Here is a 26,649-nt window from a genome sequence, read left to right on the forward strand (position 1 = left end):
GGATGAATCATTTCTATCCACATCTTTTCAATTAAATACGTGTTTCAAATTTTAATGACTTGTTGATAAAGTACATGATTGGTGCTGAAATCGTCATAATAATCGCTTCACTTAATGCTAACCAACCATAAGTTGTCCAAAATGCTTGGCCGCCACTTGGTACTAGCATAAAGGCAATAAAAAACATACTTACAGTGAAAAATAGACTATTTAGACACATTCTAACAGGAATACTTGGTACCTTTTTTTGTAAAAAAGCTGTTAAGCTCAACGCAAATAATGTTTGCGCACCACCAAACAGAGCATCTATTACACCGAAACCAAAAAATAAGTTAAAAAAGATAACGCCGCCTAAAACACCCCACATCAATTTGCGATTGAAAACGACTAGGTGATTCAAACTTTCTGAAATTCTAAATTGAATCATACCAGAAGAAACTGGCCGAACCAATAAAGAGAGGACAATATATAAGCCCATAATGATACCATTGGCTAAGACTGTTCTTAGCTTTCGATTGGCTTGAAACGAATTTTGCATACTTTTTCCTTCTTTCTCCGAGTTTTTTTACAAGGGATGGTTGATGAACCTTGAACTCCATTATAGCATGTATTTCATGATATAAAAACATTGATTTATCAAGGTTTATGAGATTACCAAAGTTTTTTATTTAGCGTATTTTTTCATATTTTCACTATTTTTTGTGGCAAGTTTGTGGCAAATAAACAAAAGGCTTACCTCTCAAACGAGAAGTAAGCCTTTTGTTACTTTCTAACTACCATTCTAAAAGTATTTTTGTTTTATACAGTACAACAAAGCTAGAAAAACAAAAATAATTTAAAAGAATTAATAACTGAACCGAAAAGTCCAATCAATCAAATCAGTAAAGGTAAAAATCACTCAGTTAATCTAACCTTTTTATATCTTTTGATTCCATTCGACAATATAAAATAATCAATTTAGATAATAGTAGATAGTATCCTGCATTTTTTAAAGAATACTTCTTATGAATTTTATTATCTTGATATAATTTTTCAAAAATTTCTCTTTTTATAGAAAACATATGATTCAAATCCACTACATAATCGTGCAAATCAACATACGGTAAATATAATAAAGAGTTTTTTTTATTTTTACGTATTGCATTATCATTATTTATCTTTCCCATTAATTCAATTGGAATAAATGGAGCAAAATTTAAATAATCTCTTCTTGAAGCATCACATGAATTACTAAGCAAGATTGCTTTTACTGGTTTTATACCTGGCAATTCACCAATATCTTCTATTACAAATAAAGGAATATTATCAAATATATCACCCTGAGCTAATTCTTCAATTTTGTCAGAAGTTACATATTTTCCATCTTCTTCAAAATTGAATTGTTCCAAAACCTTCTTATCTAGTTCTCCATAAGAAAAAGAAGGTAACATTTTTTCCAAAAAATCAAAATAATGTTCTTTATCCATAATATAAATCGTGCAAACTCTTATTTTTGTAATTATTACCATAATAAGCATTTGCTGCTTCACTATATATTTTTTCTTCCTCTTCAGTAAAATCTTCTGAATTAGGTAAAATATTAGTCAGGTTAATTTTTCTTTGATAACTAATTCCTTTATAATCATTTTTTGAAATTATTTTGTCTTTATCATAAATGACATGCTGAGATAACAGATTTTGTCCATTATCAATTGAACATGTTGACGGCGTTAACAATGCAACTGTAAAAACAAATGTTGAAACATTAGGAACGGATAAAAATTTAAATTCCATCATTATTGCTCCTTTCACTAATAAAAAAAATAGTGTCTGCTAACACCTTGTCATCTTCAATGACTTTCACAGTATGCTTTCCGTAATTTGAAAACTCAAAATCATTCAATTTCAACCCTAGAATGCCACAATTTTCAAGATCTGGTCTAGGTACATTTACATAGTGAGAATCAAAAATCAAGCATTTTTCACTGTCTTCTATAGTTACTCTCAACTGATTTTGTGAATCATCTCCCCATTCAGCAACACCAAATGCAATTTCAAAAGAAAAACTGTGTGATAAGCTAGGCAATTGCACATCTCCTAGTGGGTTGGTAAGGATCAACTCCCCGTTTTCAAATTCTGTTTTTCTTACACAGATTAAATTAAAAACTTTCAAATTTTCTCCTCCTAATATGTTCACTATTAGTTTGCATAAATTATCTTTTATTTAAAAATTTTAATAGGATATTTTCACTTCGAACATAACATTTTATGTAAAAAGATGCCGTCTAATTTTAGAAAAGCGGCAAGAGGATAAAATGAAATACAATTCCCTTATAATTTTAGACAAAAAAGAGTGCAAAACATGGATACCGTCCCATGCATACCAACGCTAGGTTAACCCACCTGCTGAGGATCGTGGTGCACTCCATTCCCACTTTGATTGAAATTGATCCAATCTATAAAAAGAGAGTCTGTAGAAAAAGCTCTCTCGTATATAATATAACACCCCATTGAATTGTATGCAATAAAAACATAGCACACAAATAATTAAAAAAACAACACAAAATAGGTAAAAACAGAACAAAATGTGTCAAAATACGAACATATAGTTCAACAAAAGCAGATTGAAAATTATATTAAATTTAATTAAATAACAAAAAATGCACCTATCTTAGGACTTGGAAAAAGATAGGTGCACCCTTCTTATACTCTCATAAAAGAAGGTCAATGTATGAATTATTAAAAAGTAACTATATTTTAGACCTATTTCTTCTAAATTTCAAGCTATTTATAGCAAAAAATAATAGAGTTGCTGTTGAAGCAACTCTATCACCGATTAGAATATAAAGAACGCTCTTTTTTATGAAAAAAAGCTATTTTGAAAGGTACAAGTTTATTGTATATAAATTTATTCTATCTTTCAATAAAGAAATGCGCTTTATTACAAATGTGAATAAAGCGCATCGAGAAACCAAATGACCTCATGAGAGATCATAGTTAGTTTAAATTATTTTTTGAAAAAATTCAACAACTCTAAACAAAAAAACTCCCACTGAAAGACTATACAGTGAGAGTTTTTTCGAGTGATAAAACTTTGTTAGAAACAAAATTTTTAGGATGAAAAATCTAAAATTATTTTATCGAATATGTACTTAAAATTCAATGTTTATTCTATATATTATGTAATAGCTATCATTATTAAAACAAATTTGTTAGAAGTGATGTACTTTCCACTAAAACCCTAATCAAATTTTACATAATTTCATTCTAATTTTCAAGCTATTTTACAACTGGACAAACAGTCTCTAAACGTTTGTACCATGGTGCGTTTTTAGGCCATTTATCTTTACCAAAAAACGGTATTTCTTTTCCGTTGTTCTCTCTGTATATTGTTTTTATCACTTCTGCTTCATCTGGATGATACAATCGGCGGCAGTTCACTCCATTACAGAAGAAGGTAGCCCAGTGGTCACCGTTATCTTCTAATTTTCCTGTTTTACTATTAATTGGTCGTTGATATAAACAAAACATCGTTGCTTCTCTCCCTTTTATTGTATTTTGCGGTTTTTGCGTTGATTGATTAACTACTGCTTGTTGTGGGGCTTCATAATTTGGTCGAATAACGCCCCAAACACCGTCCATTGTGTGTTTTACTGGTTGAGCGGAACTTCCTACTTTCAAACTAGCATTGACCCAGTTTTGATCTACACTCACAAATGTACCATCTGGCCGTCCGTTTTCTACTGCAATTGCAGTGTGCCCATATTGCGCATAAGCACCTAGACCCCAAATCATGACATCGCCTGCTTGAATATCGGTTGCTTGGTACACTCGCAACCGTTGAAATCCAGCTGGAATTGCTTGTGTAGTTAACGCAATTGCATCTCCTATTGGCCACCAATGAAAAAACTTATTCATCACGTGAACCGTTAAGTCCATACACTGCGAACCGTAAACACCGTCCATGTCTACTCGTTTGCCGATTAAACTATTTACATAGTTTACGACATCGCTTTTTTTAACCATTTGTTTGACCTCCTTCTTCTCCTGATTTTTTGATACCATAAATGGTTTGTTTCCATAATTGGTCACCGTATACCGTAATTCCTACTGCAACTAACGCAATACAGAAGTTATAAGGTGTATAACCTCCAAACAATAACGGCGTTACTAAACAGCTAAAAGCTGTTAATGTTAACGGAATACACCAATTAGGAAACTTTGGAATTTCTTTAAACACTTTTCCTACCACGAATATGCCAAACATCGCTAATAACATTTCTGTAGAAAAATTTTGCATAAGATCACCTCCTAAAAAAGAAGCATGCATGTATCCTAATAAAGTAGACACATTTTTTGGTATACTATTAAATAAATAGACAGAAATTTTGAAAGGAATTTTTAATATGGTAAATAACAGAAAATCACCACGTAAATTTGACGAAGAGTTTAAAAAATCCATTGTAAAACTTCACGAAAGTGGTAAAACTCAAAATGCTTTAGCTAAGGAGTACGGCATTGCTCTTTCTTCAATTGCTCGTTGGGTCAAACAATATTCCGAAGTAAAAATTGACGATGACACGATCCTTACGGCCCGTCAAATCAAACAGCTACAAAAACGAAATGCGCAACTCGAGGAGGAAAATTTAATCCTAAAAAAAGCGATTGCCATATTCACGCCTCGCTTGACGAACGATTAAAAGCCATACACATTCTTCGATATGAACACAGTATTGTTACACTCTGTCGTGTACTCAAAGTCAATCGTTCCACTTATTACAAACGCTTTTCTGGAAAAGTAGCCCCAAGAACAAAAGAAAATCAACACCTAAGAAAAGTGATTTTAGAAATTTATACTTCTTCTCAAAAACGTCTTGGCGCTGCAAAAATCCGCCAGATTCTTTTGCGTGATTATGGCATTTCGATTAGTATTGGTCGTGTTTATCGCTTGATGAAAGCAATGGACCTCCCAAAAATGTCTACAGTAAAGCCTGTTTTCAAAAAAAGGAAAAACAAGGTTTCTTTAACACGGCCAAATCATCTAAACCAAGCGTTCAATCCACCTGCACCAAATCAAGTTTGGACAAGTGATTTTTCTTATATCCCCATCGGGAAGAAAACATTTGCGTATTTGTGTGTCGTTTTAGATTTGTTTTCTAGAAAAGTAATTGCTTGGACCGTAGGATCAACGATTGATACAAAACTAGCCATTCAAACATTAGAAAAAGCACTTCATTCTCGAAAATTAATGAATCCTGTTCTTTTTCATACAGATCAAGGGTCTCAATATACCTCTTTTGAATTTAGAAAGTTTATAGAGCATCATCCGATTGTCCATTCTCTTTCAAAACCAGGTTATCCGTGGGATAACGCCGTTACCGAAGCTTTTTTTAAATATATGAAAAAAGAAGAATTAAATCGCCGTTCATTCCATTCAATCGAAGAAGTACGTTTGGCTTGTTTCGCTTACATTGAAGGATTCTATAACACCAAACGTCCTCACGGAACATTAGATATGCTTACACCAAATGAAAAGGAGGCTCTTTACTTTGAATGTCTTTAAGTATCTTCTCTTTTTGTGTCTACTTTATTGACATCTATCCATTTTTAGCGATAGCAGCATCGGAAACGGCTTTTTCGATTTGAGCTGACATTAGCTCTAATCGTTTCCGTCTATCGTCTTTCTCATCAGCAATAGCTACAAACTGCTTTATCAAATTAGACAATGTACTCATCGCTCTTGACTGCGCATTGAGAAAGTTTGCTTGTTTGTCCCATGCATATTGAATAGCATACTCTTCCGAACTACTAGAATCGCTCGAGGACCATTTCGAAATTTCTTTTGATAAATCTTCTGACCCAGAAACATACATGATTTTCTGCGCTCTGATAATAGCGGTGTACTGAATCATAATGTTATTCCAAATAATATCCTCTGGCTTAGAGGTTGCAACCTCATTCATGATTTCTAATATTTCAGATGGTAACCAATTAGCAAAAAGACCATGTTTTACAGCATTTTTATTTCTGTCAGGCGCCCCCTTATTGTTAGGTATGGTTGCATCCTTAGTTGCAACCTTTTCTTGCGACCAATAACGAGATTTCCATGATTTAACAGTACTAATTGACACTCCATACTTTTCAGCTATTTCTCTGTATTTTAAGCCTTTTTCATAATCCTCTCTGGCCAATTCGTATTTTTTCACATGTGACACCACCTCACTTTTTGCAACATTTGTTTTGTAAATTAAATGTATTTCTCTATATTCTTTTGTATATGTTTATCTTCCCAACTACCATGCCCACAATAAACAAGCTTGCACGCATCAATTTCTTTCGGTGTGGCTTCTCTTGTCATTTCGACAATGGAAGCATTCTTCTTTATCTGCACAGACATTACAACGCGCATTGAATCAGTTGAGCGGTTCGGCTGTGGATATTTATGTGTTAGCGATACATACCAATAGCTTTTCATGTTTTTTCTCCTAATTGTTTTTATGTACTTGATTCAATAAATTATTTCTTGATATACTATTGATAGGTAGCAACTCCTTATAAATAATAGTTTATCGATGCTGATTAAATGTTTTGCAACCCTCAATTTTATCTAACAATCCAATTAAAAAGATTTGCTACCTAGCCACTAGAACCCATAGTCTAGTGGCTTTTTTATTTCTTCTACCTTTAGAGTGCCGCTTGTAATCATATATGATTCACCTCTTTTCTTAAAATACAAAAAGACCACTCACTTACATTGAGTAGTCTCGATTGAATTTATTTTGTTTCATGGTATAATATATATAGAAAAAGGACGTGCTACTAACACGCCCCATGTAGAACCGTTAAAAAGACGGTGACTGTCATAAATTAGTTTTGATAACCATCTACGACCTGTCAAAGTGTTAGATGGTTATTTTTTTGTGTTCGTATGGTCTATAATCAGCAATACCAATGTCGCAAATGCAATCATTAGCGATAATGCTTCAAATACAGACATGCCTACTCCCTTCTAGGGATAAAGCTATGAACCATAGGCATCACCCCTTTATTCAAGAGATTAGCCACCATCTTTTCACTTTTCTACAAACGTTATTATACATAAATTTTCATTCTTCTACCAGATAAAAAAGAGGCACTTGCAAGCTAGTGCCTCACGTGAATGTAGCAGAAACATCTATTGATGATTCTTTTATTTAAGTAGCAAAGCTACCTATTGGCGTGACAGGAATCGAACCTGCCTCTTATCTTGCTATATGCTCGTTGCATCCCAGATGCTTCACGCCAACCGAAAGGATTTTCCCACTATGCCATTTTTGAGATTGTCATTCCAGCAGCATAAGAATGGTTTATATCTTTGAATACCATCACTGCTGATCAATCTCTGTACGGTTTTCGCTACAGGCAGTCGAGATTTACCGCAAACTCAATATCGCTGGCAAGGATTTGCACCTTGCATGATTAGATTTACCCGATGGGCCAAAGCCCTACATACGAACTTATACGTTGTTCCAATGTCTAATCTCACGTACGAGCGTCTACCTGTTCCGCCACAGCGATAATTCAAAATACAGAAAATAATTAATAGGGAAAATAGCTTTTTAAGCTACTTTCTTGTGTTTTACAAAAAAGCATTTACCTAACAACATTAACCACTTACACGTAAATAAACCTTTTTCTGTACGATATTTTGTTTTGAAAAAGCCTGTTTTCATGGCATTAACCTCCCTATTTAAAAACTCAAAAATCAACAGATTTAGGCTTTTCTTCCTGCTTCCTTTGTTTACAGTGTTATTCGGTCACATACCCAAAGAGGCTGAACTATCGGGCGCTACCCAATAGCTTCTCTTTGCTTTTTCTGTATGATCTAGCTCTACTGGCTAATAACTTTCACTTGAACATTCAGCATTTACATAAGAGTCCCATTTTTATTATTTTGTCATCTGTAAATAAATTGCTGCATTAAGCTACTCGTACCGACTTCTTTCGTTAAACACTGATTTCTCAGTTTCTCTGCAAAGCGCTTGGTTTGAGGTTTCTAAGGTCTGCCAAGCTTCTCACACTTCCACCTAACTTAGATTATTCTCCACTGGAGCGTCTATTGTCACGCCCGAAAGTTTCGTACCTTACACCTGCACAAATTCCACGTAGTACTTTACGATTAATAGCTTTTACTATTAGTCCTTTTTACATTGCTGTAAAATCCACCACTAAAATCAATCAGTATCCCAATTCATTTTAGTTATCGACTTATCCCATACTACCCTAGCACATTGTTCAAATGCTCTTCACTAGGTTTAAATCTATTGATTTTTCAATTTTTAATAGTAATCACTCACAAACCTGTAGAAAAAAGAGAGAGGAATTACACCCCATTTCTTTTAGTTTGAGAACGTATGATTTGTGAGTGATCATTGCAACTTACATAGCGCTATCTTGACAATTGCTTTCAGCGTACGTCTACGTGTAAGCTTCATGCCAAGTTTATTGCAATATTTGCTACCTATGACTAAACGAGACAGAAAGAACTGGACTTTCCACATCCTTATTCTTTATTTTTTTTGTAGGTAGCCTCAAAAGATAAGCGAAACGGAGCTAAGATAGGTAATGCATGCCTTACCTCGTTTCCTTATCTTTCGACACTACCATAATAACATCTAAATATTGATAAAAACCGCCAACTTTCCGCCAAAAAACCGCCAAAAATTTTATTTATATGCAATTATTTTTCCATTTCGATACGCTTCGGCAAATTCAATTAAAGCCTCTGATTTCATTCGTTGAATACTTCTTTCAGAATAGCCAACTTCCCTAGCTATCTTGTAATTAGAGTAACGGTCCTGCACACAAAAACTATAATGTAAAATTTGTCTGCTAGTTAGGCTTAATGCCATAAGCGCAGATAAAATTGCATCTCTTTCTGCTTCTGCATCTGCTAATTGTACCAGTGCATCTTCTGCTTTGTTCCCATGACTTTGGCTTTTAGGCATATCTGTAATAATTGGTGATTTTAAATCTATCAAAGAGCGACCAGCTATTCGCTCTAAACGTCTAAAATTCTTCAACACATTTCTAGCATTCGCTTTTGTTTGTCGAAAATCTACTTCTTTTAGCAATTGAATCAAGTGGAATCGCTCCTTTTGTGGTATAATAACTATGTCGAAAACATTACTCACAGTCGGAGCAATCCGACTTTTTTATTTACTCTTATTGAAATTTCATATTTCATCATGATATAATATGGACAACTCAATTCATCTTGAGTGGTGTCATCTAGAAAACTCGACTAGAAAAAAACTAGTTGAGTTTTTCTATTTATGATAAAATATTTTTATTGTGACCAATGTTTGGGGTAAAGTAACCTCGCATATCACAAGCTACCACTTTTCTGGTAAAATATTCTTCTTAGTCAACCAGTGGTCGGTTGACTTTTTTGTTAGTTGCAAAAATCAGCTAGTTTGGTCTGCGTTATCTCTTCAAAGCTTATACACTCAATAGCCTTGATAGGAATGCATGTATCCTAATAAAGTGGACACATTTTTTGATATACTCTTAAATAAATAGACACAAATTTTGAAAGGACTTTTTAATATGGGAAACAACAGAAAATCACCACGTAAATTTGATGAAGAGTTTAAAAAATCCATTGTGAAACTTCACGAAAGTGGTAAAACTCAAAATGCTTTATCTAAAGAGTACGGCATTGCTCTTTCTTCAATTGCTCGTTGGGTCAAACAATATTCTGAAGTAAAAATTGACGATGACACGATCCTTACGGCTCGTCAGATCAAACAGCTACAAAAACGAAATGCGCAGCTCGAGGAGGAAAATTTAATCCTAAAAAAAGCGATTGCCATATTCACGCCTCGTTTGACGAACGATTAAAAGCCATACACATTCTTCGATATGAACACAGTATTGTTACACTCTGTCGCGTACTCAAAGTCAATCGTTCCACCTATTACAAACGCTTTTCTGGAAAAGTAGCCCCAAGAACAAAAGAAAATCAACGCTTAAGAAAAATAATTTTAGAAATTTATACTTCTTCTCAAAAACGTCTTGGCGCTGCAAAGATACGCCGAATTCTTTTGCGTGATTATGGCATTTCAATTAGTATTGGCCGAGTTTATCGCTTGATGAAATCAATGAACCTACCAAAAATGTCTACAATAAAACCTGTTTTCAAAAAAAAGAAAAATAAGGTTTCTTTGACACGCCCAAATCATCTAAAACAAGCGTTCAATCCACCTGCTCCAAACCAAGTTTGGACAAGTGATTTTTCTTATATCCCCATCGGGAAGAAAACATTTGTGTATTTGTGTGTCATTTTAGACTTATATTCTAGAAAAGTAATTGCTTGGACCGTAGGAGCAACAATGAATACAAGACTAGCCACTCAAACAGTAGACAAAGCCATTCACTCTCGAAAACCAATGAATTCGGTGCTTTTTCATACAGATCAAGGTTCTCAATATACCTCTTTAGAATTTAGAAAGTTTATAGAGAATCATCCGATTGTCCATTCTCTTTCTAAACCAGGTTATCCGTGGGATAACGCTGTCACCGAAGCTTTTTTTAAATATATGAAAAAAGAAGAATTAAACCGCCGTTCATTTCATTCAATCGAAGAAGTACGGTTAGCTTGTTTCGCTTACATTGAAGGATTCTATAACACCAAACGTCCTCTCCTCATGGCACCTTAGATATGCTTACACCAAATGAAAAGGAGGCTCTGTACTTTGAATGTCTTTAAGTATCTTCTCTTTTTGTGTCTACTTTATTGACATCTATCCAATTCGAACTCGAAAACCTTCGCATGGTTCAATATCATCAGCAGTGATAACTGCGATTGTTTTCGGGTTTTCTTCATCTGTTTCAACAGCAATTTTCGTATATTCTTCAAGAGTTGTTACATTTAAATGCTTTTCTGAACATCGCTTAACATATTCTTCATATGCTTTAATGTACTCTTCCTTTGAGACTGGTGGATATTTGAAGCTACGTCCTTCAAATATGTTTCTAGTTTCTTTTGCTTCTTGTTGATTTTTATCCATCCCTCTCACCTCCTATGCTGGTTGTTTTGATTCCCACCTCTTGATAAAATTAGCCCAAGGAGGTGAAATATATATGGAAAAATATATTGTTTCTGTTGAATTAGAAAGAGCTTCAAACGCTAATTCGCTTCAATCCATTATTCAGAGTGTTTCAAAAGACTTTATTCAGATACAGCCTAACGTATGGATAATCTTGTCAAACAAAACAATTATACAAATCAGAGATTCGTTTTTTCAGGTAATCACCAAACAAGACCGACTGTTTATTGGCGGATTGACCTCGAACTACGAAGGTCTGTTTACTTCTAGCGATAGTGATTATTTACGTCAGAAAATTTATCGCCGTTAGCTGTCACAGGTTCTCCTTCTTCACACTCTTTTTGTTTAATCGTGATTGTAACTGTATCTTTATCTATCAGTTCACTCACGATTTTTTGAGCTTCTTCAATACTATTAGCATCATAATTACTTCCACTTTTTGAATTACTTCTATTAATTTTTATCATCTCTATTACCTCCTAAGCTGGTTGATTTTCATTCATTCCTTTTGATAAAATTTCCTTGTCAGTGAGTGGTCCACTGAAATAACTGATAAGGTGGTGATTTTCATGGCTTATAAGCAATCTATTGCCAATGAAATTATGGAACTTTACAAAAATGCTCCTAAAGATAAAACTACTGAATACTATCTAGAACATTTTAATCAACAAGACGTAGCAGATACTGTGAATTACTTTGCAACTACCAATCCAAAAGAAATTCAAGAAACAGACGTCTACTACGATGGAAAAGCTCCAATCATAATTATGAAATAGTTTATTCCGCCGCTGGACTATCTTCAAATTGTCCTAGCGGTTTTAGTTTGATTTCCGTTCGTAATTCATCGAAAATAATTTCATCTGGATATGCTTCAATTATCATCTTAGGACGTCCACCAGCTGGCATATCAAAAGTAACTTTACTTATGCCTCTACCTAAAACTAAATCGTTTACTTTAACTTCATAATGCGCTCCACGTACTGGATTTTCTTGACGTTTTTTACTGTTACTTTTAACAAATTATCAGATTGTTCTAACATCCTTCTCACCTCCTAAGTTGGTTGATTTTTATTTATTCCTTTTGATAAAATTTCTTTATCAGTGAGTGGTCCACTGAAATAACTGATAAGGTGGTGAAAATATTATGAATATCAATAGTGAGTTAAAACACGAATATCATTTCAAAGACAGTGAACATTTTATTGAAACACCTTTCGTTAAGAGCGATGATGATGCTAAACATAACATCATTGATACGCCATCTTTTAAAGGTAGTTTCATTGAATACTCTAACGGTGTATGCATATTGGTATTTTCGGGTGTTACCGAAGGCAAAGTTACCTATTATACGAACTATCCGTTAAAAGAAATTAGTCCTAACCGTTTTGAGTTTGACCTTTCTTAAAACCAAAACCATGTAACGACCATTCCCACACGCCATTTTTCATGGGAATGGTTATTTTATTTTCTTCAATTTCCATTCCTCTCACCTCCTATGCCGGCCGACCTGTTACCGTTTGGTTACTAAATTTATAAAAAAAATAGTACTGAGGATCAATCTCCAATACTTCTTGCGCTTTAGCAACTTCTTTTAACGTAAAATCACGTTCTCCATTTTCTTTTTTTCTATAAGTAACGGGGTTCATACCTAACAATTTTGCCATATCAACTTGTGTTAAACCTCTTTCTGCTCTTAAGCCTTTTAATCGATTAAAAGCTTTTTCCATTTAATCTCACCTCCTTGAGTTACCATTCGGTTACAAATTGAGTATACTACACTTTTTACCAATGTCAACACTTTTTTTACCATTTGGTAACTTTTTTATTTACTTTTTGTACTTATCGCATTATACTTTGTATTGTAAAGAAAATTTGGAGGTGATAAAATATGAATGAGAAGTTATTTCCAGAAAGGCTTAAAGAATTACGAATAGAAAAAGGAATAACTTTAGAAGAATTGGCAAAAAATATAGGTACAACTAAAACAACTTTATCAAGATATGAAAATGGTGAAAGATCACCCAAGCTACAATTAGTAGGTTTACTTGCAAACTATTTTCAAGTGGATATGGCTTGGTTGTCGGGGCAATCTATTTATAAAAATACCTTAGACGTCTTACCTGTCTACAATCAACTCACACCATCTCGCCAACAAAAAGTTTATGATTTTGCAGATAATCAATTGAAAGAGCAAGAACAAGAGATTAAACGAGAAAATAACCCCATCACTTCTTTAGAACAATTTAGAAAGAAAAAAGAAGAAGAAACAGTTTACGGGACTACAAAATGGTATGGGGCTGTGTCTGCAGGAACAGGCGAATTTTTAACAGATGAGACTTGTGAAGAAATAGAGTTACCTATTGAACAGATACCAGATGAAGCTGATTTTTGTTTAAGTGTTAATGGCAATTCTATGGAACCTATCTTCCATGATAACGATTACGTTTTTGTAAAACGGCAGTCAGAGATTTATAGCGGTAACATCGGCGTTGTTATTGTAAACGGTGAATCGTTTTTAAAACGAATCTGGTTTGAAAATAACTTTGTTAGATTAGAATCATTCAATAAAAAGTACAAAGACATTATCATTACTGAAAATGATGAATTCAGAATCGTTGGAAAAGTGGTTATGTAATGGAAAAATTTTTAGAATATTTAATACTATTTTTTAAAATAGCCCCTTATATTCTTATTTTTTACTAGTTTTGATTACTAACATCTCTGTTATCTTATGGAAAACAAGAGACAAGCAGAAAAAAATAAATATAACTAAAAAACGACTAATCAGAAACTTTGGAAAGTGGTTTTATGTTAACGAAAAAGAACCACCTGACCAATTTGGCTAGGTGGTTTTTATATAAATATTTTTTAGAAATGAGGAATTTTTATATGAAAAAAATTTTATTATCATCTGTTGTTCTTTTATCACTTATTTATTCATCGCAAACTGTATATGGGGAAACGACTAGCAGCTCGACTACAAATTCTAATATTGCTACAACAGATAGTACCTTTACTACAACGAATGATTTAGCTAGTAGCACTACATCCTCTAGCGTTGAAACTGACACTAGTTCAAGTTCTTCAACTCAAGCAGAATCAGAGCATAGTACTACTATCGATAGTTCAAGAACATCAACTGAATCCCAATCTTCAAGTTCCGTTGACAGTTCAAGTACTAGTAGCTCGACAAAACCAACTACTGTCCCAACTCCAGAACCAACAGAAAAACCTAGCGCTGTACCAAAGCCTTTTTTGACTGCTAAAAACGGTCAATACAATGTTGAAAATGGCGTAAAACTTACAAAAAATGATTTATTAAGCTTAGTTAGTTACACATATGGAGATAAATCAAATTTAGATATTGTTATAACAAGTAACTATGCATATGTTTCTAAAAACGGGCAACAAAATTCAAAAGTTTATCATACTGATCTTGATGCATTACTTGGAACAGCAAATTTAAATAATATTCAGTTAATGACAATTTCGCAAGCCCAAAAACTTGGCTTAACTCTTGCACAAGGAAATGCTAATAAAAATATCGAAGTAATTAATTGTTCATTGCCAGGGCAATATAATGTTTCATTTACTGATAAAAACAATCCCGAAACAACAATACAAACAACAGTAACTATTGGTAATCCTGCATCATCACTTTCAACAGAAAACACTGAAAATTCTGTAACCGTTAATTCAACAGCAAATAATGTACCTGTTCAAAATGAAATATCTAATGTAAACACATTGTCACAAAAAGAAGCTAAAACAATGCCAAATTCAGCATCTAAAGCTACTTTGCCAAAAACTGGAGAAAAAGGCAATCATACTTTACCTATTGTTGGATTATTTTTCCTTTTAGTATCTAGTGCTTTTATATTAATTAAAAAAATTGGATAACAAGAAAAGCCTTCGGGCTTTTCTTAAAAAGCAAAAAACGAACATAAGTTCTTTAAGAAAGTGAGGTAATTTAACTATGGCAAGTATTAAACAACAGCCTAATGGAAAATGGCGCTATCGCATTCGATACAAAGAAAATGGAAAATTCAGAGAAGTTTCAAAAAGCGGATTTAGAACAAAAAGGGATGCACAAGCTGCAGCAAACGAGCTAGAAAGAAAGCTAAATTCAGGACTAGTTGTACAACACAACAAGGATATTTTAGTTCAGGAATATTTGAATAGTTGGATAAAACTAAAAGAAAAACAAGTAAAAAAATCAACCTTGGCAAAATTAAATAGAGCAATTCGTTTACACATTCTACCCCAATTTGCTTATTATAAAATAACCGAAATTCGTCGTATAGATTGTATAAATTGGGTAAACGAAATGTGTACTCATCTATCAATTGAATCAGCCAAATCCTATTGTTCAACTTTTAATAGTGCTTTAGAGGATGCAGTTAACGATTTTAAATTAATAGATTCTAACCCTATGAAAAATATTAAATATCCTAAAACTGAAAAGAGAAAAACAGCGATTCAGTTCTTTGAAAAAAGAGAGTTACAAACTCTTTTAGTCACTGCTGAATCTTATAAAGGGACAAAACCTTTTATTAACTATCAATATTATGTACTTACTTTTTTACTTGCTCGAACTGGATTAAGGCTAGGTGAAGCGTTAGCATTAAAATGGGAAGATGTTACAGAAGATAAACTCACAGTGAACAAAACTCTATACCGTGAAAACAATCAAAATTTTATTACCACACCCAAAACCATATCAAGCTATCGAACAATTATGCTTGATACAAAATGTATTGAACTCTTGAAAAGCTTTAAAATAAAGAAAATTGAACACTCTTTAAAATCAAACGCTTTCATATTGAATAAAGAGTTTGTATTCACAGATTCAAAAGGCGACTTCTTAAAACAGTGTAATTACAGAACGTATTTTACGACAATATGTACATTAGCAGATATTCCTAAATTATCACCACATGCGCTAAGACATTCGCACGCAGTTCATCTTTTAGAAAGTGGTTCTAATATAAAATTTGTTTCAGAACGCTTAGGCCATCACACGATCAATATGACCGCAAACGTTTATCTACACGTATCTAAAAAAATGGAAACAGATTCCATTTCAAGATACGAAAATTTTTTATAATTTTTTGTGGCAAATTTGTGGCAAACAATTTAAAACATCGATACAAACCCTTATTTATAAAGGTTTTCAGCAATTTACGCTATACGGTTGATGAACCTTGGTTACAATTGCAACAGTTCACATTCTAATATGGAACGTCAAAATAGTCAATGAAAGCCCTGTTTTACTTTGCACTTATTTGCAGTTTTCACCTCTCATGCATTGTTTCGTGCCTTTTTCTAGTCATTTTTTACTTTTTTAAGCAATCTTTATTCGCAGAAGTTCCTCCCTCTGGTATAATGGACAATAGCGATTCAAAGGAGGAGCTCAATGAACATTCACTACTATCTTATTATCAACGAGCAGGCAAGTAGCGGCAATGGCCGAAAAGTCGCTAGAAAAGTGATTCAACAACTCAAGCAACAAGAACTTAAATATACGGCTCTTTACACTGATTACGCTGGACATGAAAAAGAATTGACGAAGGAACTTGCAGAAACAACTTTACTTCCTTGGTCTGAAGACTTAGACGTTTCAACTTTTCCAATCCTAGTCGTGCTAGGCGGCGATGGCACACTACATAATGTCATTAATTCATTACTTCCATATGATTCAGCTATTCCTTTAAGCTATATTCCATGCGGCTCTGGAAATGATTTTGCACGAGGGGTGGGATTATCAAGAAATATTGATAAAGCATTGCATCAAATCCTGCGCACCAGACGACCAAAAGAAATTCAAACGATTCATTATGTAGAAGCCAACCAAGAAGAAATCGGCTTAGCCACCAATAATGTTGGCTTAGGGTTAGATGCGGCAATCGTGGAAAAAACCAACGAATCGTCATCAAAAAAAGCCTTAAATAAATTTAAGCTTGGCTCGCTTTCCTATATTTCTTCAATCATTCATGTCTTTTTTAAACAAAAAGGCTTTCCAATTTTAGTTGAAATGAATGGTAAACAATACACATTTAATCGTGCTTTCCTATGTACGGTCACAAATCATCCTTATTTTGGCGGGGGCGTATCAATTATGCCGACGGCCAATCCTCGCAAAGCAGTCGTGGACTTAGTTGTCGTGGAACGAATCAATATTTTTAAAATTTTGTGGCTTATTTTCCTATTGCTTCGCCAAAAACAAGGGAAATCTAAGCATTTTCATCATTTTCAATCAAGCAAAATTCGAATTGTTTCGACGATTCCACAAACCATTCACGCAGATGGCGAGATTTTAGGCAAACGAAGTATTGATATGGTTTATACCACACAAAAACGTTTGTTTTGGTTTTAACTGAGTCCCTTAAGGTTGAAAAAGAGTGCCATAAGTCAAAACGACTTATGGCACTCTTTCCTTTTCTCACAGAAATTGATAAGGCGTCGTATCCTTCATTCCAATCATTGGATCAACAGCATTTGTTTGAATAATTTCGACTGTTAGTCGTGGTTCTTTTGGTAATGGTTCTTCGACAACTTTTGTCGCTTTATTTGCTGTTTCTGGGGTTGACTCTTCCCCTTCATCAGCAAATAGTGAAACTTCTTGTACCGTTGTTTCAACTAATTGCTCGTCTGTTTCTTTGATCTGATTGGCTTTCGTTGATTGCTGTTCAGTTTCATAAGAGACAGCTTTTGTTTCCTTTTCAGTAAATGGATGGTCTGCCGTTAAACCTTCTTCATAGGCTTCTAACTGAGTTCTAGTCGTTAAGGTCATTTGTTCTGCGTTCACGATTCGTTCTTTTAGCATCGTCATGCGACTAGCCGATTCGTTTTTGACACATGTTTCAAAAGCAGAAACCTCACCTAATAGAATTAATAATTCTTTACTACGTGTCACTGCTGTATACAACAAATTTCGTTGCAGCATTCGGCTATACTGATGAACCATTGGCAGTAACACCATGCGGAATTCACTACCTTGCGCTTTATGAATCGAACAACAATACGATAGCGTAATTTTATTCCATTCATTTCTTTTATACGTTACTTCATTATTATCAAACTGTAAAACCAACTCGTCCACTTTGTCCTCTGAGTCTTTGGCTAAAGTAATTCCGACGATTTCTCCCATATCTCCATTGAACACATTTAATTCTGGCGTATTGACTAGTTGCAAAACTTTGTCCCCGATCCGATAGACGGTGTCATTCCACTTGACTTCTTTTTTCTTCCCCTCATTTGGATTGAAGATTTCTTGCATCATCTTATTCAAGGCATCAATGCCAGCTGCGCCACGATACATTGGCGCTAAAACTTGGATATCTTGTGGCGTAAACCCTTTTGCTTTTGCCTTTGTGACGATTTGTCGAATGTATTCTTCAATATGACCAATATCACTTGCAAAGAACGAGCGATCCTTTTGATTTTTTTGAAAATCAGCAGGCAACTTTCCTTCTTTAATTTCATGGGCAAGAGGAATAATACTTGAACCGTCTCCTTGACGATAAATTTCGTTTAATTCACATTTGGGAATTTCGTTAATTTGCAATAAGTCATGTAAGACTTGACCTGGACCGACAGACGGTAGCTGATCCTTATCACCAACAAAAATCACTTGCATGTTTGTCGGAATAGCTTTTAATAACGTATTGGCTAACCAAGTATCCACCATTGACATTTCATCTACAATTAGCAAACCACCTTCTAATTCTTTGGCGGTTAAACTCGGATTTTTTTCACGGCCTGTCAAGCCTAACAAACGATGGATGGTACTTGCAGGTAAACCTGTCGTTTCGTTCATACGTTTCGCTGCTCGCCCAGTTGGCGCCGCTAGCAAGATTGGAAACATCTCCTGCGTATAGTCTTTGAGATCTAATGAAAGACCATTTAGTTCCGCAAACAACGAGACAATCCCATTAATAACAGTTGTTTTCCCTGTTCCGGGCCCTCCAGTTAAAATAAATAACGGCGATTTAATCGCTTCTTCAATCGCTGCTTGTTGCGAGTCGCCATACTGAATATTTAAACGTTTCTCAATCATTCGGATATTTTTTTGGACTTCTTCTTCCTCATAATGAATTTCTTTTTTACGAGAAAGTAAACGCTGAATCGAAGTACCAATGCCCCATTCAGAAAAATAGAGACTGTTCTCAAAAAGTTTAGTCTCTTCTTGTTGGATTTTTCCATGTTCGACTAACGTAATGATTTCATTGGCCACTTGATCAGGTGAGATTTCCACTGGGCGACTTGCTTCCAAGGTCCGAATCGCTTCTTCTAATAAAACATCTGCTTGAACATACGTATTGCCTGAGCGAATAGAGTGTTCAAACACTTCATGTAAAATCGCCGCTCGAATTCGAACAGCAGAATCCGCCTGAATGCCGATTTGTTCAGCAATATTGTCCGCTCGTTTAAATCCGACTCCCTCAATATCTTCAACTAACTGATAAGGATTTTCTTGAATCACAGAAAGGGTTTCTTCTTGATAGGTTTGATAAATTGAAAAAGCTAACTGACTACCGAAGCCGTATCGATTTAGTCCCACAATCACTTGCTCCATCCCATGATTCAAGCGAATTGTTTCGACGATTACTTGACGTTTTTTTTCATTTAAAACAGTAACTTCTTCCAAAACACTAGGATCATCAATAATTCGGTCAATCGCACTTTCCCCTAATACTTCAACAATTTTTTCAGCGGTTCGTTTACCAATGCCAGGAAATTTGTCACTTGATAAATAGTTAACCACCCCACTAGCCGAAGTCGGTCTTTCTTGCTGATAACTATCCACCTGAAACTGTCTGCCATAACGAGGATGGTCCACAAAATGACCAAAGAAACGATAGGGTTCCTCTTCTTGAACTTGGCCAAAACTTCCAGTTACTACAATTTCTTTTTCTAAATAATCTGTATTTGTATCGGTCACATTTACAAGAACAACTTTATAAAAATTACTGGGATTTTCAAAAAAGATTGCTTGTACAGTCCCAACAATAAAGGCTTTTTCTTCGTCCTCACCAAAAAGTGTTACCACTACAAGCCCTCCTTTCTGTTGTGCGCTTATTGTGCTTTTTCTTTAGCTAAAAAAGACGTATCATTCCATAACGTTAAGTCGTACGGCATGTTCCTTGATGCCTCTTTGGTTTCAAGGATTGAAAGGCTATTGTTTAACAGCCCGCCCATTGTCCGTAATTCTGATAATGGTTTACCAGCCATCGCTTGGATTGCCGCTGTCAGGGCTGCTCCGTGTCCGACAAATAGAACTGGACCTTCGTGTTGCTTCGCCGCTTCAGCAACTGTTTCTGAAATCCGTTGAATCGCTTGCTCGATTGGTTCACCATCAAAAATTGTTGGATCATACAAATCTAAACGATGCCGTAAATGATCTAATTCTTCTCCATAAAAATTACGCATTTCTTCAATATATTGTCCTTCTAGACGACCTAAACCTAATTCTTTTAAGGTATCTGTATAAACAATTTCAACTGGATGAGTCAATTCTTGTTGAATTCCCCGCGCAGTATTTTTGGCACGTAATAGCGGACTAGAATAAATTTTTTCAAACGGAATATCTTGTAAATATTGGCCTAATTGTTTAATTTCGTCATAACTAGTTGGTAATAACGGCGAATCTCCTGTCATTCCTTGAAATCGTTTCTGTTGATTCCATTCAGTTTTTCCATGTCGTGTAAAATATAATTTCATGTAACTTCTCCAAACTTCTTTATCTCTTCATATGTCTTTCTAGTTTATCACTTCCCTGCGAAAATATCCATGGAAGTTTCTAGTAATCCAAGCAAAATAAGCCTAGAACAAAAATCTAAATTGTTTTTTGTTCTAGGCTTGAAAATTGGGCAACAGTAAAAATAAAACCACTTTCTTCTGACATTTTTGAAAAAAGCGCTACTGTCTTAACTTTTTTTAATCCAATTTATCATTTTCATAATGATGCGTCAGTTCTAAGTTCGGAAAATTTTGCTGACGTAAGGCTTCATAAACAATTAGTGCGGCAGTGTTAGAAAGATTCAATGAGCGCACATGTTCATCATTCATAGGAATTCGGATACACTTTTCTTCGTTTTCTCGCATAAACGTTTCTGGTAAGCCCGTTGTTTCTTTTCCAAAAAGGAAATAATGGTCCTCGCCATCATTATAATTGACCTCGCTGTATGTTTGGTGAGCAAATTTGGTTACTAAATGCAAGTGTTTGCCTGCCACATGGGCTAAAAAGGCAGCCAAATCTTTATGATACGTAATATTTACATCATTCCAATAATCTAATCCGGCACGTTTTAAGTGTTTATCATCTGTTGAAAATCCTAAAGGTTCAATTAAATGCAACGGTGTATTCGTCGCTGCACATGTCCGTGCAATATTTCCAGTATTTGCTGGAATTTGTGGTTCAAATAAAACAATATGGTTCGTCAACTATCTTCAGCTCCTCAAATATCAATCGTGTTCATTTTAGCATAAATTCAAAATAAATAGCGCCCACAATACTTATTTTCAAAAAAAAAACCGCATGACGCGATGATGTCAGGCGGCAGCTATTCTAACCAATAAAAAAAACGTACCGTCTCGGTGTCTAGCACGGCGAGTCGTTACGTTAGTGAAGGTCTCTTCACTAACTTTTATCAGAACAGGACCCTGATAAAAACCAATGAAAAAACAACTTGTAAGTAATATAACACCAATGTCACTTTATTGCAAGACTTTTTTAGGATTTTCTTCACAAAAAAGTCTATCTTTTACGACCTACTAACAAGCGGACGTCAATCGTGATTTTTTCCAATGGTCGCTGTTGTAGCTCGGCTTTAACTTCTTGAGAAACTTGCCACTCTAATGGCGACATTTCTAATAAATCCAACCGTCTTTCCTCGGGAATGTCAAAGCAATAAGTTATTCGTTCATCTACTTCCACTGCTAATTCCTCGGCAAAACGTTGGACTACTTTTTGATTGGAATAACTTTGTTTCTTTTCGTCATTGGGATAAAAAGCCGCTCGTAATTCCTTTAAGTAATTCTCTTCAGGAATAATTTTAATCACAGTCCCGTCAGCTTTTAGTACTCGCCGAAATTCTTGATAATGTGAAGGGGAAAAAATATTTAAAATCGTATCAAGCCCTTCATTCGCAAATGGCAAATTCGTTAAATCCGCCACACACCAAAACGCATCAATCGGCTGATTACTTGCTAAATAGATTCCTTCCTTTGATAAATCAAACCCGATTTTCAGTCCAGATAAGCCTGCTTGACTTAACTCAGCTAGAAAACTCCCTTCACCACAACCAACATCGACTACTGTTTTATTTTGAGGAAGATAGTGCATAATTTTGTTTAAAACAGGCGCATACATACCACTTTGAATCATTTTTCCCCGAGAAGTAAACATTTTTTTATTATATTCTGTCTGAACGCCATGATTTAGAAAGTATAGCGTGCCTTTCTTGGATAAATCAAATTGATGCCTCTGTTGACAAATCAGACCAACCCCTTCTACATGCATTGGTTCATGACAAGTTGGACAGCGAAATACGGCTGCTTCTTTTTTCAATAATTGTTGTGCTCGTTCAATTTTCTTTAACATTTAAAACTCCTTACGTTCATTAAATGAACATTTTCTCTTATAAAAAGTTGCACTCTTTTTTTCAGGGCTATGGTAGTAAGCAGAATTATGGTACAATGCCTGTGAAGAAAAAGCAAGGAGCGATAAGAAATGATTAAAGAATTCTGTGCCGAAAATTTCACTAAGATTCCCCAAGCCATTCAAAAAGGTGCGAATCGCATCGAATTATGCGATAACTTAGCCGTAGGTGGAACGACGCCAAGTACTGGTGTTATTGAAGAAGTCTTAGCATACGCTGGCGAACATTCTGTACCAGTGATGACAATCATTCGTCCTCGTGGCGGCAATTTTGTCTATAATGATATTGAATTAAAAATTATGCATACCGATTTAATCGAAGCAAAGAAATTAGGAACCGACGGCATTGTTATTGGCTGTTTAACTGAGGACGGTTGGTTAGATGAAGAAGCTTTGGACTTATTCATTGAAACAGCTGAAGGCTTGCAAATCACTTTCCATATGGCTTTTGATGCCTTGTCGAAAGAAAACCAATTTAAGGCGATTGACTGGTTAGCTGAGCGTGGTGTGACGCGTATTTTAACTCATGGCGGGCCAGCTGGTACCCCTATCGAAGGCAACTTTGATCATTTAAAAGAATTAATTGCCTACGCAGATCAACGGATTCTTATTTTACCAGGTGGCGGTATTTCCACAGAAAACGTTCAAACTGTGATGGACACTTTAAAAGTCACAGAAGTCCATGGCACAAAAATTGTTTAATTTCTTGTATCTAAAAAAGTGAGGTAGCCGTCGTATTAACGGCTATCTCACTTTTTTGATTTCAAGCAAACCAACGAATCCTTTTACCTCAGTCTTATGATAAATAAGTGCAATTTTTTAAACAAAATAACGCATAAACATGCTGGCAATATTGAAATAAATTAATACACTGGTTAAATCACTTAAGGTAGTAATAAACGGGCCACTGGCAACTGCGGGATCAAACCCTAATTTATCCATTAACATTGGGATTAAACTCCCTGCTAAATTCGCCACAGTAATTGCACAGAGCATTGCCATCCCAATCACAAATCCAAGCGGAAGATTATGTTGCCACACGCCAACCACAATCATAATGGTTAAACCTGTCACAGCACCCGTCACTAGTCCCGTGAGCACTTCACTTAAGATTAAGCGACCAAAATTACTATCCTTTTCATCTTTCATAGCCAAACGGCGTACCGCGACCGCCAATGATTGTGTCCCGGCATTGCCGGCTGTTCCGGTAATTAAAGAAATAAAAACGGCTAAAATACTCGCTTCGCTAACTAACGACTCATAATTACTGATTAACGAGGCCGTAGACATTCCTAAAAACAGTAGCGTAATTAACCAAGGTAATCGTTTAGAAGCGGCTTTTAAAGGGTTCTCACTAACTTCCTCAACGTCGACCCCGGCTAAACCAGAGTAGTCGCTAGCGGCCTCATCATCAATAACATCAATAATATCATCAACTGTTACAATCCCCAACAAATGATCATCATAATCTGTAACTGGCACAGCCAAGAAGTCATAGTCACGAATTGTTTGCGCGACATCTTCTTGGTCATCGCCGACATGAACTGAAATAACCCGTTCATTCAAAATATCAGCAATCAAGGTATCATCATCATTAACAATTAAATCCCGCAACGAAATAACGCCGACTAAATGATTTTCTTGGTCGACTACGTAAACGTAATAGATTGTTTCCGCCATGTCCGCTTGATTCTTTAAGACGTACATCGCAGAACGCACTGTTTGATTCGCCACAATCGAAACAAATTCGGTGGTCATAATCGCCCCAGCAGTTTCATCTTCGTAATGAAGTAACTCTTTAATTTCGCCTGCTTCTTCACTACTTAACAAACTAAGATATTTCGCCTTTTGACTTTTGTCTAACATATTTAGTAAATCCACCGCATTATCGGTATACATCTCAGCTAACATATCTGCTGCATAACTTGGACGCATTTCAGCTAAATAATCTTTCATATTCTCATTATCTTCTTCGATAACATCAAACATATCCGCTAGTTCTTTCGGAGATAGGTAATTGTATAAATGTTGTCGGTCTTTTTCATCTAACGATTGGTAAAATTGTCCTTGTTCATAAATGTGTAACGCTAAAAATAGCTCACGAAATTCGTTCATTTGTTGATTTTTTAGCGTTTCTAAAAGAAGGGCAAATTGCTCTTCCATTTCTTGGCCTTCATTCATCTTACACTTTCCCCTCCTGCCTCTTTATTATTATAACGTATCATCTACACTTTTCATATCCTCCGCTAGTGGGGAAATCAGATGAACCGTTTCTTTGGTAAAAGGATGAGTAAAAATTAGTTCCATGCAATGCAACGCTTGCCGCTCAATTCCTTGATCCATCTCTCCATGATACATCTCATCCCCTAACAATGAACAGCCAATTGCTTCAAAATGTACCCGAATTTGGTGTGTTCGTCCTGTATGGAGCTGAATGCGCACAGCTGCTGCTTGGGCTCCTCTTTTTACGAGCCAATATTCTGTACTAGCAAATTGACCTGTTTCGATAACTTGGCGTTTTAATAAAGAGGACAAGTCGCGCCCAATTGGCTTTTCAATCAATTGATGCTCGTTTAACTGCTCAATCGCTCCACCAACAAGGGCATAATAAATTTTTGTCACCTTTTTTTCTCGTAATTCTTGATCAATTAAAGCATGAGCAAAGCCGTGTTTCGCAAATAACATCAGCCCAGAAGTATCTCGATCTAAACGAGTCACGACATGAATAACTTGATTCACGTAATTTTGACGCTTGTAATAGCCCTTAACACGATTCGCCATCGTTCCTGAAGGATGATACTGAGCAGGTATCGAGGCAATGCCAGCGGGCTTATTAACTACTAAAAAATGATCATCTTCAAACACAATTTCAATCGGTTCATCATCTGTTAATAATGTCTCATGTTCCGCTTCATCTGGAATCGTCATTTTAACGACATCGCCAGTTTGTAAAGGATAGATGGCATTTTGAACGGTCCCATTCACTTGAATTTTACCACCCTGAAATTTCACCTTAGCTAATAACCCTTTTGAAACGCCTTGTTCCTTTAAAAAATATTTCACTTGTTGTGTTGTTTCTTTGTCGTATGTCCATTGAAATTCCATCGTTTAATTAATCCTCACCAATAAAGGCATCTTTCACTCGATGCCAAAAATGCATGTGCCGATAAGAGGCAAAATGAATCCGTTCGTCTGCAATTCGATAGCAGACGGAAGCGATATTTTCTTGATAAATATCTAATTGGTCCACCGTGACAAAATAATCATCACTTTCCTGTAATTTAATCTCCAGCCACTCCGTATGTGCGATTACAATCGGTGACCCCAATGTTCGAAAGACACGATTGTTTAAGGAGGCGATTTCGGTTAACTGAAACGCATTAATGCTAGGATGCAAAACAGCTCCACCAATACTTTTATTATACGCAGTAGAGCCGGTTGGGGTCGAAATCGACAACCCATCACCACGAAATCGTTCAAACAGTTCGTCTTTAATAAACACATCGCCCACCATCGTCCGGTTTCCTCGTTTAATTGTTGATTCATTTAATGCTAAAAAATGTTTATCTGGTTTCCCATCTCTAAACCGAATCCGCACATCTAATAATGGATAACTCGTACTTTTTTCACGATGAATACACAAACTCTCAACTAGTTCTTTTAATTCATAATCACGCCAATCTGTATAGAAACCCAAGTGTCCGGTATGTACACCTAAGAAACTTACTTCGTTTAACAGATGATTAAATCGATGAAAAGCGGAAAGAAGCGTACCATCTCCGCCGACTGAAATCACAAGTTCAGGTTGACGATTGTCTATTTGAATTTGGTTTTGCTCTAATAGTGTTGTCAGTTGTTTTGTGACTTGTTTCGATTTTTCTTCCGAGTTATGAACAATCGCCACTTTCATAAGCAGAC

General features: G+C 35.3%; 28 protein-coding genes and 1 pseudogene. 9 read left to right on the top strand and 20 right to left on the bottom strand.

Going from position 1 to position 26,649, the window contains the following annotated elements; all coding sequences use genetic code 11:
• Positions 1–31 precede the first annotated feature (31 nt).
• The 6 genes from IGJ63_RS10135 to IGJ63_RS10160 form a co-directional block, all read right to left on the bottom strand.
• Complete coding sequence (locus IGJ63_RS10135) at positions 32–538, bottom strand: QueT transporter family protein (RefSeq protein WP_002388397.1); 507 nt, start codon at positions 536–538, stop codon at positions 32–34.
• 364 nt (positions 539–902) lie between these two features.
• A complete protein-coding gene (locus tag IGJ63_RS10140) occupies positions 903–1,466 on the bottom strand; it encodes a hypothetical protein (RefSeq protein WP_101731939.1) in 564 nt (187 codons plus the stop codon).
• Positions 1,459–1,773 (bottom strand): hypothetical protein, encoded by a 315-nt coding sequence (locus IGJ63_RS10145; RefSeq protein ID WP_101731940.1) that lies wholly within the window; start codon positions 1,771–1,773, stop codon positions 1,459–1,461. Before IGJ63_RS10145 ends, IGJ63_RS10140 begins: the two co-directional genes overlap by 8 nt.
• The gene (locus IGJ63_RS10150; RefSeq protein WP_101731941.1) at positions 1,763–2,152 is read right to left on the bottom strand and encodes a hypothetical protein; all 390 of its coding nucleotides are present in this window, start codon (positions 2,150–2,152) and stop codon (positions 1,763–1,765) included. Before IGJ63_RS10150 ends, IGJ63_RS10145 begins: the two co-directional genes overlap by 11 nt.
• Before the next feature lie 1,106 nt (positions 2,153–3,258).
• Positions 3,259–4,005 (bottom strand): CHAP domain-containing protein, encoded by a 747-nt coding sequence (locus IGJ63_RS10155; protein WP_070363678.1) that lies wholly within the window; start codon positions 4,003–4,005, stop codon positions 3,259–3,261.
• Complete coding sequence (locus IGJ63_RS10160) at positions 3,998–4,279, bottom strand: phage holin family protein (protein WP_070363677.1); 282 nt, start codon at positions 4,277–4,279, stop codon at positions 3,998–4,000. The genes IGJ63_RS10155 and IGJ63_RS10160 overlap by 8 nt, the downstream gene beginning before the upstream one ends.
• A gap of 106 nt (positions 4,280–4,385) precedes the next feature.
• Between IGJ63_RS10160 and IGJ63_RS10165 the strand changes: the two genes are divergently transcribed.
• Positions 4,386–5,542 (top strand): IS3 family transposase gene (locus IGJ63_RS10165; protein ID WP_438745968.1). Its coding sequence is split into 2 segments (ribosomal slippage): positions 4,386–4,644 and positions 4,644–5,542, totalling 1,158 coding nucleotides; the frame shifts between segments, so codons are not numbered across the junction.
• A 34-nt stretch (positions 5,543–5,576) separates the two neighbouring features.
• Here IGJ63_RS10165 and terS read toward each other — a convergent pair.
• The 4 genes from terS to IGJ63_RS10185 all read right to left on the bottom strand — a co-directional run bounded on the left by terS (position 5,577) and on the right by IGJ63_RS10185 (position 9,101).
• A complete protein-coding gene (gene terS / locus IGJ63_RS10170; RefSeq protein WP_438746422.1) occupies positions 5,577–6,185 on the bottom strand; it encodes a phage terminase small subunit in 609 nt (202 codons plus the stop codon).
• A 41-nt stretch (positions 6,186–6,226) separates the two neighbouring features.
• Positions 6,227–6,454, bottom strand: coding sequence for a hypothetical protein (locus tag IGJ63_RS10175; protein WP_438746424.1), 228 nt, complete (start codon positions 6,452–6,454; stop codon positions 6,227–6,229).
• A gap of 435 nt (positions 6,455–6,889) precedes the next feature.
• Positions 6,890–6,976: a putative holin-like toxin gene (locus tag IGJ63_RS10180; protein WP_219376566.1), complete on the bottom strand. Its 87-nt coding sequence runs from the start codon at positions 6,974–6,976 to the stop codon at positions 6,890–6,892.
• A 1,708-nt stretch (positions 6,977–8,684) separates the two neighbouring features.
• Positions 8,685–9,101 (bottom strand): ArpU family phage packaging/lysis transcriptional regulator, encoded by a 417-nt coding sequence (locus tag IGJ63_RS10185; RefSeq protein ID WP_192189386.1) that lies wholly within the window; start codon positions 9,099–9,101, stop codon positions 8,685–8,687.
• Between the two features lie 466 nt (positions 9,102–9,567).
• Between IGJ63_RS10185 and IGJ63_RS10190 the strand changes: the two are divergent.
• Positions 9,568–10,729, top strand: a pseudogene (locus IGJ63_RS10190) (IS3 family transposase).
• A 34-nt stretch (positions 10,730–10,763) separates the two neighbouring features.
• On the opposite strand, the gene IGJ63_RS10195 reads toward IGJ63_RS10190, so the two are convergent.
• Positions 10,764–11,030: a hypothetical protein gene (locus IGJ63_RS10195; protein ID WP_438746427.1), complete on the bottom strand. Its 267-nt coding sequence runs from the start codon at positions 11,028–11,030 to the stop codon at positions 10,764–10,766.
• Positions 11,031–11,335: 305 nt separating this feature from the next.
• The gene (locus tag IGJ63_RS10200; RefSeq protein ID WP_070363880.1) at positions 11,336–11,536 is read right to left on the bottom strand and encodes a hypothetical protein; all 201 of its coding nucleotides are present in this window, start codon (positions 11,534–11,536) and stop codon (positions 11,336–11,338) included.
• A 102-nt stretch (positions 11,537–11,638) separates the two neighbouring features.
• On the opposite strand from IGJ63_RS10200, the gene IGJ63_RS10205 reads away from it, so the two are divergent.
• Together IGJ63_RS10205 and IGJ63_RS10210 are read left to right on the top strand one after the other, a co-directional pair.
• Positions 11,639–11,845, top strand: coding sequence for a hypothetical protein (locus tag IGJ63_RS10205; protein WP_101732122.1), 207 nt, complete (start codon positions 11,639–11,641; stop codon positions 11,843–11,845).
• A gap of 368 nt (positions 11,846–12,213) precedes the next feature.
• Positions 12,214–12,474 (top strand): hypothetical protein, encoded by a 261-nt coding sequence (locus IGJ63_RS10210; RefSeq protein WP_143484130.1) that lies wholly within the window; start codon positions 12,214–12,216, stop codon positions 12,472–12,474.
• Between the two features lie 88 nt (positions 12,475–12,562).
• On the opposite strand, the gene IGJ63_RS10215 is transcribed toward IGJ63_RS10210, so the two are convergent.
• Complete coding sequence (locus IGJ63_RS10215; protein WP_128704547.1) at positions 12,563–12,796, bottom strand: helix-turn-helix transcriptional regulator; 234 nt, start codon at positions 12,794–12,796, stop codon at positions 12,563–12,565.
• Positions 12,797–12,957: 161 nt separating this feature from the next.
• Between IGJ63_RS10215 and IGJ63_RS10220 the strand changes: the two genes are divergently transcribed.
• The 4 genes from IGJ63_RS10220 to IGJ63_RS10235 all read left to right on the top strand — a co-directional run bounded on the left by IGJ63_RS10220 (position 12,958) and on the right by IGJ63_RS10235 (position 17,445).
• Positions 12,958–13,704 (top strand): helix-turn-helix domain-containing protein, encoded by a 747-nt coding sequence (locus tag IGJ63_RS10220; protein ID WP_438746431.1) that lies wholly within the window; start codon positions 12,958–12,960, stop codon positions 13,702–13,704.
• A 254-nt stretch (positions 13,705–13,958) separates the two neighbouring features.
• On the top strand, positions 13,959–14,969 hold the full coding sequence (locus IGJ63_RS10225) for an LPXTG cell wall anchor domain-containing protein (protein ID WP_070363885.1): 1,011 nt from the start codon (positions 13,959–13,961) through the stop codon (positions 14,967–14,969).
• A 76-nt stretch (positions 14,970–15,045) separates the two neighbouring features.
• Positions 15,046–16,176 carry a tyrosine-type recombinase/integrase gene (locus IGJ63_RS10230; protein ID WP_070363886.1) on the top strand — a complete coding sequence of 377 codons (1,131 nt, stop codon included), beginning with the start codon at positions 15,046–15,048 and terminating at the stop codon, positions 16,174–16,176.
• Positions 16,177–16,485: 309 nt separating this feature from the next.
• Positions 16,486–17,445, top strand: coding sequence for a diacylglycerol/lipid kinase family protein (locus tag IGJ63_RS10235; protein WP_002356498.1), 960 nt, complete (start codon positions 16,486–16,488; stop codon positions 17,443–17,445).
• Between the two features lie 66 nt (positions 17,446–17,511).
• Here the strand turns inward: IGJ63_RS10235 and recD2 are convergent, their stop codons facing one another.
• The 4 genes from recD2 to IGJ63_RS10255 form a co-directional block, all read right to left on the bottom strand.
• A complete protein-coding gene (gene recD2 / locus IGJ63_RS10240) occupies positions 17,512–20,121 on the bottom strand; it encodes an SF1B family DNA helicase RecD2 (RefSeq protein WP_002370508.1) in 2,610 nt (869 codons plus the stop codon).
• 26 nt (positions 20,122–20,147) lie between these two features.
• On the bottom strand, positions 20,148–20,792 hold the full coding sequence (locus tag IGJ63_RS10245; RefSeq protein WP_002362550.1) for a histidine phosphatase family protein: 645 nt from the start codon (positions 20,790–20,792) through the stop codon (positions 20,148–20,150).
• A 216-nt stretch (positions 20,793–21,008) separates the two neighbouring features.
• Positions 21,009–21,515 carry a tRNA (uridine(34)/cytosine(34)/5-carboxymethylaminomethyluridine(34)-2'-O)-methyltransferase TrmL gene (gene trmL / locus IGJ63_RS10250; protein ID WP_002356493.1) on the bottom strand — a complete coding sequence of 169 codons (507 nt, stop codon included), beginning with the start codon at positions 21,513–21,515 and terminating at the stop codon, positions 21,009–21,011.
• A 313-nt stretch (positions 21,516–21,828) separates the two neighbouring features.
• Entirely contained in the window at positions 21,829–22,674 is an 846-nt protein-coding gene (locus tag IGJ63_RS10255) for a methyltransferase domain-containing protein (protein WP_002362280.1), read from the bottom strand.
• Between the two features lie 129 nt (positions 22,675–22,803).
• Here IGJ63_RS10255 and cutC point away from each other — a divergent pair, with 129 nt between their 5' ends.
• The gene (gene cutC / locus IGJ63_RS10260) at positions 22,804–23,433 is read left to right on the top strand and encodes a copper homeostasis protein CutC (protein WP_002407233.1); all 630 of its coding nucleotides are present in this window, start codon (positions 22,804–22,806) and stop codon (positions 23,431–23,433) included.
• A 117-nt stretch (positions 23,434–23,550) separates the two neighbouring features.
• On the opposite strand, the gene mgtE is transcribed toward cutC, so the two are convergent.
• The 3 genes from mgtE to IGJ63_RS10275 are packed head-to-tail and all read right to left on the bottom strand — an operon-like array spanning position 23,551 to position 26,641.
• Positions 23,551–24,912: a magnesium transporter gene (gene mgtE, locus IGJ63_RS10265; protein WP_002362548.1), complete on the bottom strand. Its 1,362-nt coding sequence runs from the start codon at positions 24,910–24,912 to the stop codon at positions 23,551–23,553.
• 30 nt (positions 24,913–24,942) lie between these two features.
• Positions 24,943–25,836 carry an RluA family pseudouridine synthase gene (locus IGJ63_RS10270; RefSeq protein ID WP_192190369.1) on the bottom strand — a complete coding sequence of 298 codons (894 nt, stop codon included), beginning with the start codon at positions 25,834–25,836 and terminating at the stop codon, positions 24,943–24,945.
• Positions 25,837–25,843: 7 nt separating this feature from the next.
• On the bottom strand, positions 25,844–26,641 hold the full coding sequence (locus IGJ63_RS10275; protein WP_002356486.1) for an NAD kinase: 798 nt from the start codon (positions 26,639–26,641) through the stop codon (positions 25,844–25,846).
• Positions 26,642–26,649 lie beyond the last annotated feature (8 nt).

Origin of the sequence: Enterococcus sp. DIV1375a, assembly GCF_051712205.1 — a bacterium.
In the GTDB taxonomy this organism is placed as follows: Bacteria; Bacillota; Bacilli; order Lactobacillales; family Enterococcaceae; genus Enterococcus; species Enterococcus faecalis.

Excerpts from the sequence above, each read along its gene's own strand:
- IGJ63_RS10220 (WP_438746431.1), top strand. The coding sequence starts at position 12,958 with ATGAATGAGAAGTTATTTCCAGAAAGGCTTAAAGAATTACGAATAGAA.
- IGJ63_RS10135 (WP_002388397.1), bottom strand. The coding sequence starts at position 538 with ATGCAAAATTCGTTTCAAGCCAATCGAAAGCTAAGAACAGTCTTAGCC.
- IGJ63_RS10225 (WP_070363885.1), top strand. The coding sequence starts at position 13,959 with ATGAAAAAAATTTTATTATCATCTGTTGTTCTTTTATCACTTATTTAT.
- IGJ63_RS10140 (WP_101731939.1), bottom strand. The coding sequence starts at position 1,466 with ATGGATAAAGAACATTATTTTGATTTTTTGGAAAAAATGTTACCTTCT.
- IGJ63_RS10245 (WP_002362550.1), bottom strand. The coding sequence starts at position 20,792 with ATGAAATTATATTTTACACGACATGGAAAAACTGAATGGAATCAACAG.
- IGJ63_RS10255 (WP_002362280.1), bottom strand. The coding sequence starts at position 22,674 with ATGTTAAAGAAAATTGAACGAGCACAACAATTATTGAAAAAAGAAGCA.
- IGJ63_RS10175 (WP_438746424.1), bottom strand. The coding sequence starts at position 6,454 with ATGAAAAGCTATTGGTATGTATCGCTAACACATAAATATCCACAGCCG.
- IGJ63_RS10145 (WP_101731940.1), bottom strand. The coding sequence starts at position 1,773 with ATGGAATTTAAATTTTTATCCGTTCCTAATGTTTCAACATTTGTTTTT.
- mgtE (WP_002362548.1), bottom strand. The coding sequence starts at position 24,912 with ATGAATGAAGGCCAAGAAATGGAAGAGCAATTTGCCCTTCTTTTAGAA.
- IGJ63_RS10205 (WP_101732122.1), top strand. The coding sequence starts at position 11,639 with ATGGCTTATAAGCAATCTATTGCCAATGAAATTATGGAACTTTACAAA.
- cutC (WP_002407233.1), top strand. The coding sequence starts at position 22,804 with ATGATTAAAGAATTCTGTGCCGAAAATTTCACTAAGATTCCCCAAGCC.
- IGJ63_RS10160 (WP_070363677.1), bottom strand. The coding sequence starts at position 4,279 with ATGCAAAATTTTTCTACAGAAATGTTATTAGCGATGTTTGGCATATTC.
- IGJ63_RS10155 (WP_070363678.1), bottom strand. The coding sequence starts at position 4,005 with ATGGTTAAAAAAAGCGATGTCGTAAACTATGTAAATAGTTTAATCGGC.
- IGJ63_RS10210 (WP_143484130.1), top strand. The coding sequence starts at position 12,214 with ATGAATATCAATAGTGAGTTAAAACACGAATATCATTTCAAAGACAGT.
- IGJ63_RS10275 (WP_002356486.1), bottom strand. The coding sequence starts at position 26,641 with ATGAAAGTGGCGATTGTTCATAACTCGGAAGAAAAATCGAAACAAGTC.
- IGJ63_RS10270 (WP_192190369.1), bottom strand. The coding sequence starts at position 25,836 with ATGGAATTTCAATGGACATACGACAAAGAAACAACACAACAAGTGAAA.
- IGJ63_RS10230 (WP_070363886.1), top strand. The coding sequence starts at position 15,046 with ATGGCAAGTATTAAACAACAGCCTAATGGAAAATGGCGCTATCGCATT.
- IGJ63_RS10195 (WP_438746427.1), bottom strand. The coding sequence starts at position 11,030 with ATGGATAAAAATCAACAAGAAGCAAAAGAAACTAGAAACATATTTGAA.
- IGJ63_RS10215 (WP_128704547.1), bottom strand. The coding sequence starts at position 12,796 with ATGGAAAAAGCTTTTAATCGATTAAAAGGCTTAAGAGCAGAAAGAGGT.
- IGJ63_RS10180 (WP_219376566.1), bottom strand. The coding sequence starts at position 6,976 with ATGTCTGTATTTGAAGCATTATCGCTAATGATTGCATTTGCGACATTG.
- IGJ63_RS10235 (WP_002356498.1), top strand. The coding sequence starts at position 16,486 with ATGAACATTCACTACTATCTTATTATCAACGAGCAGGCAAGTAGCGGC.
- IGJ63_RS10200 (WP_070363880.1), bottom strand. The coding sequence starts at position 11,536 with ATGATAAAAATTAATAGAAGTAATTCAAAAAGTGGAAGTAATTATGAT.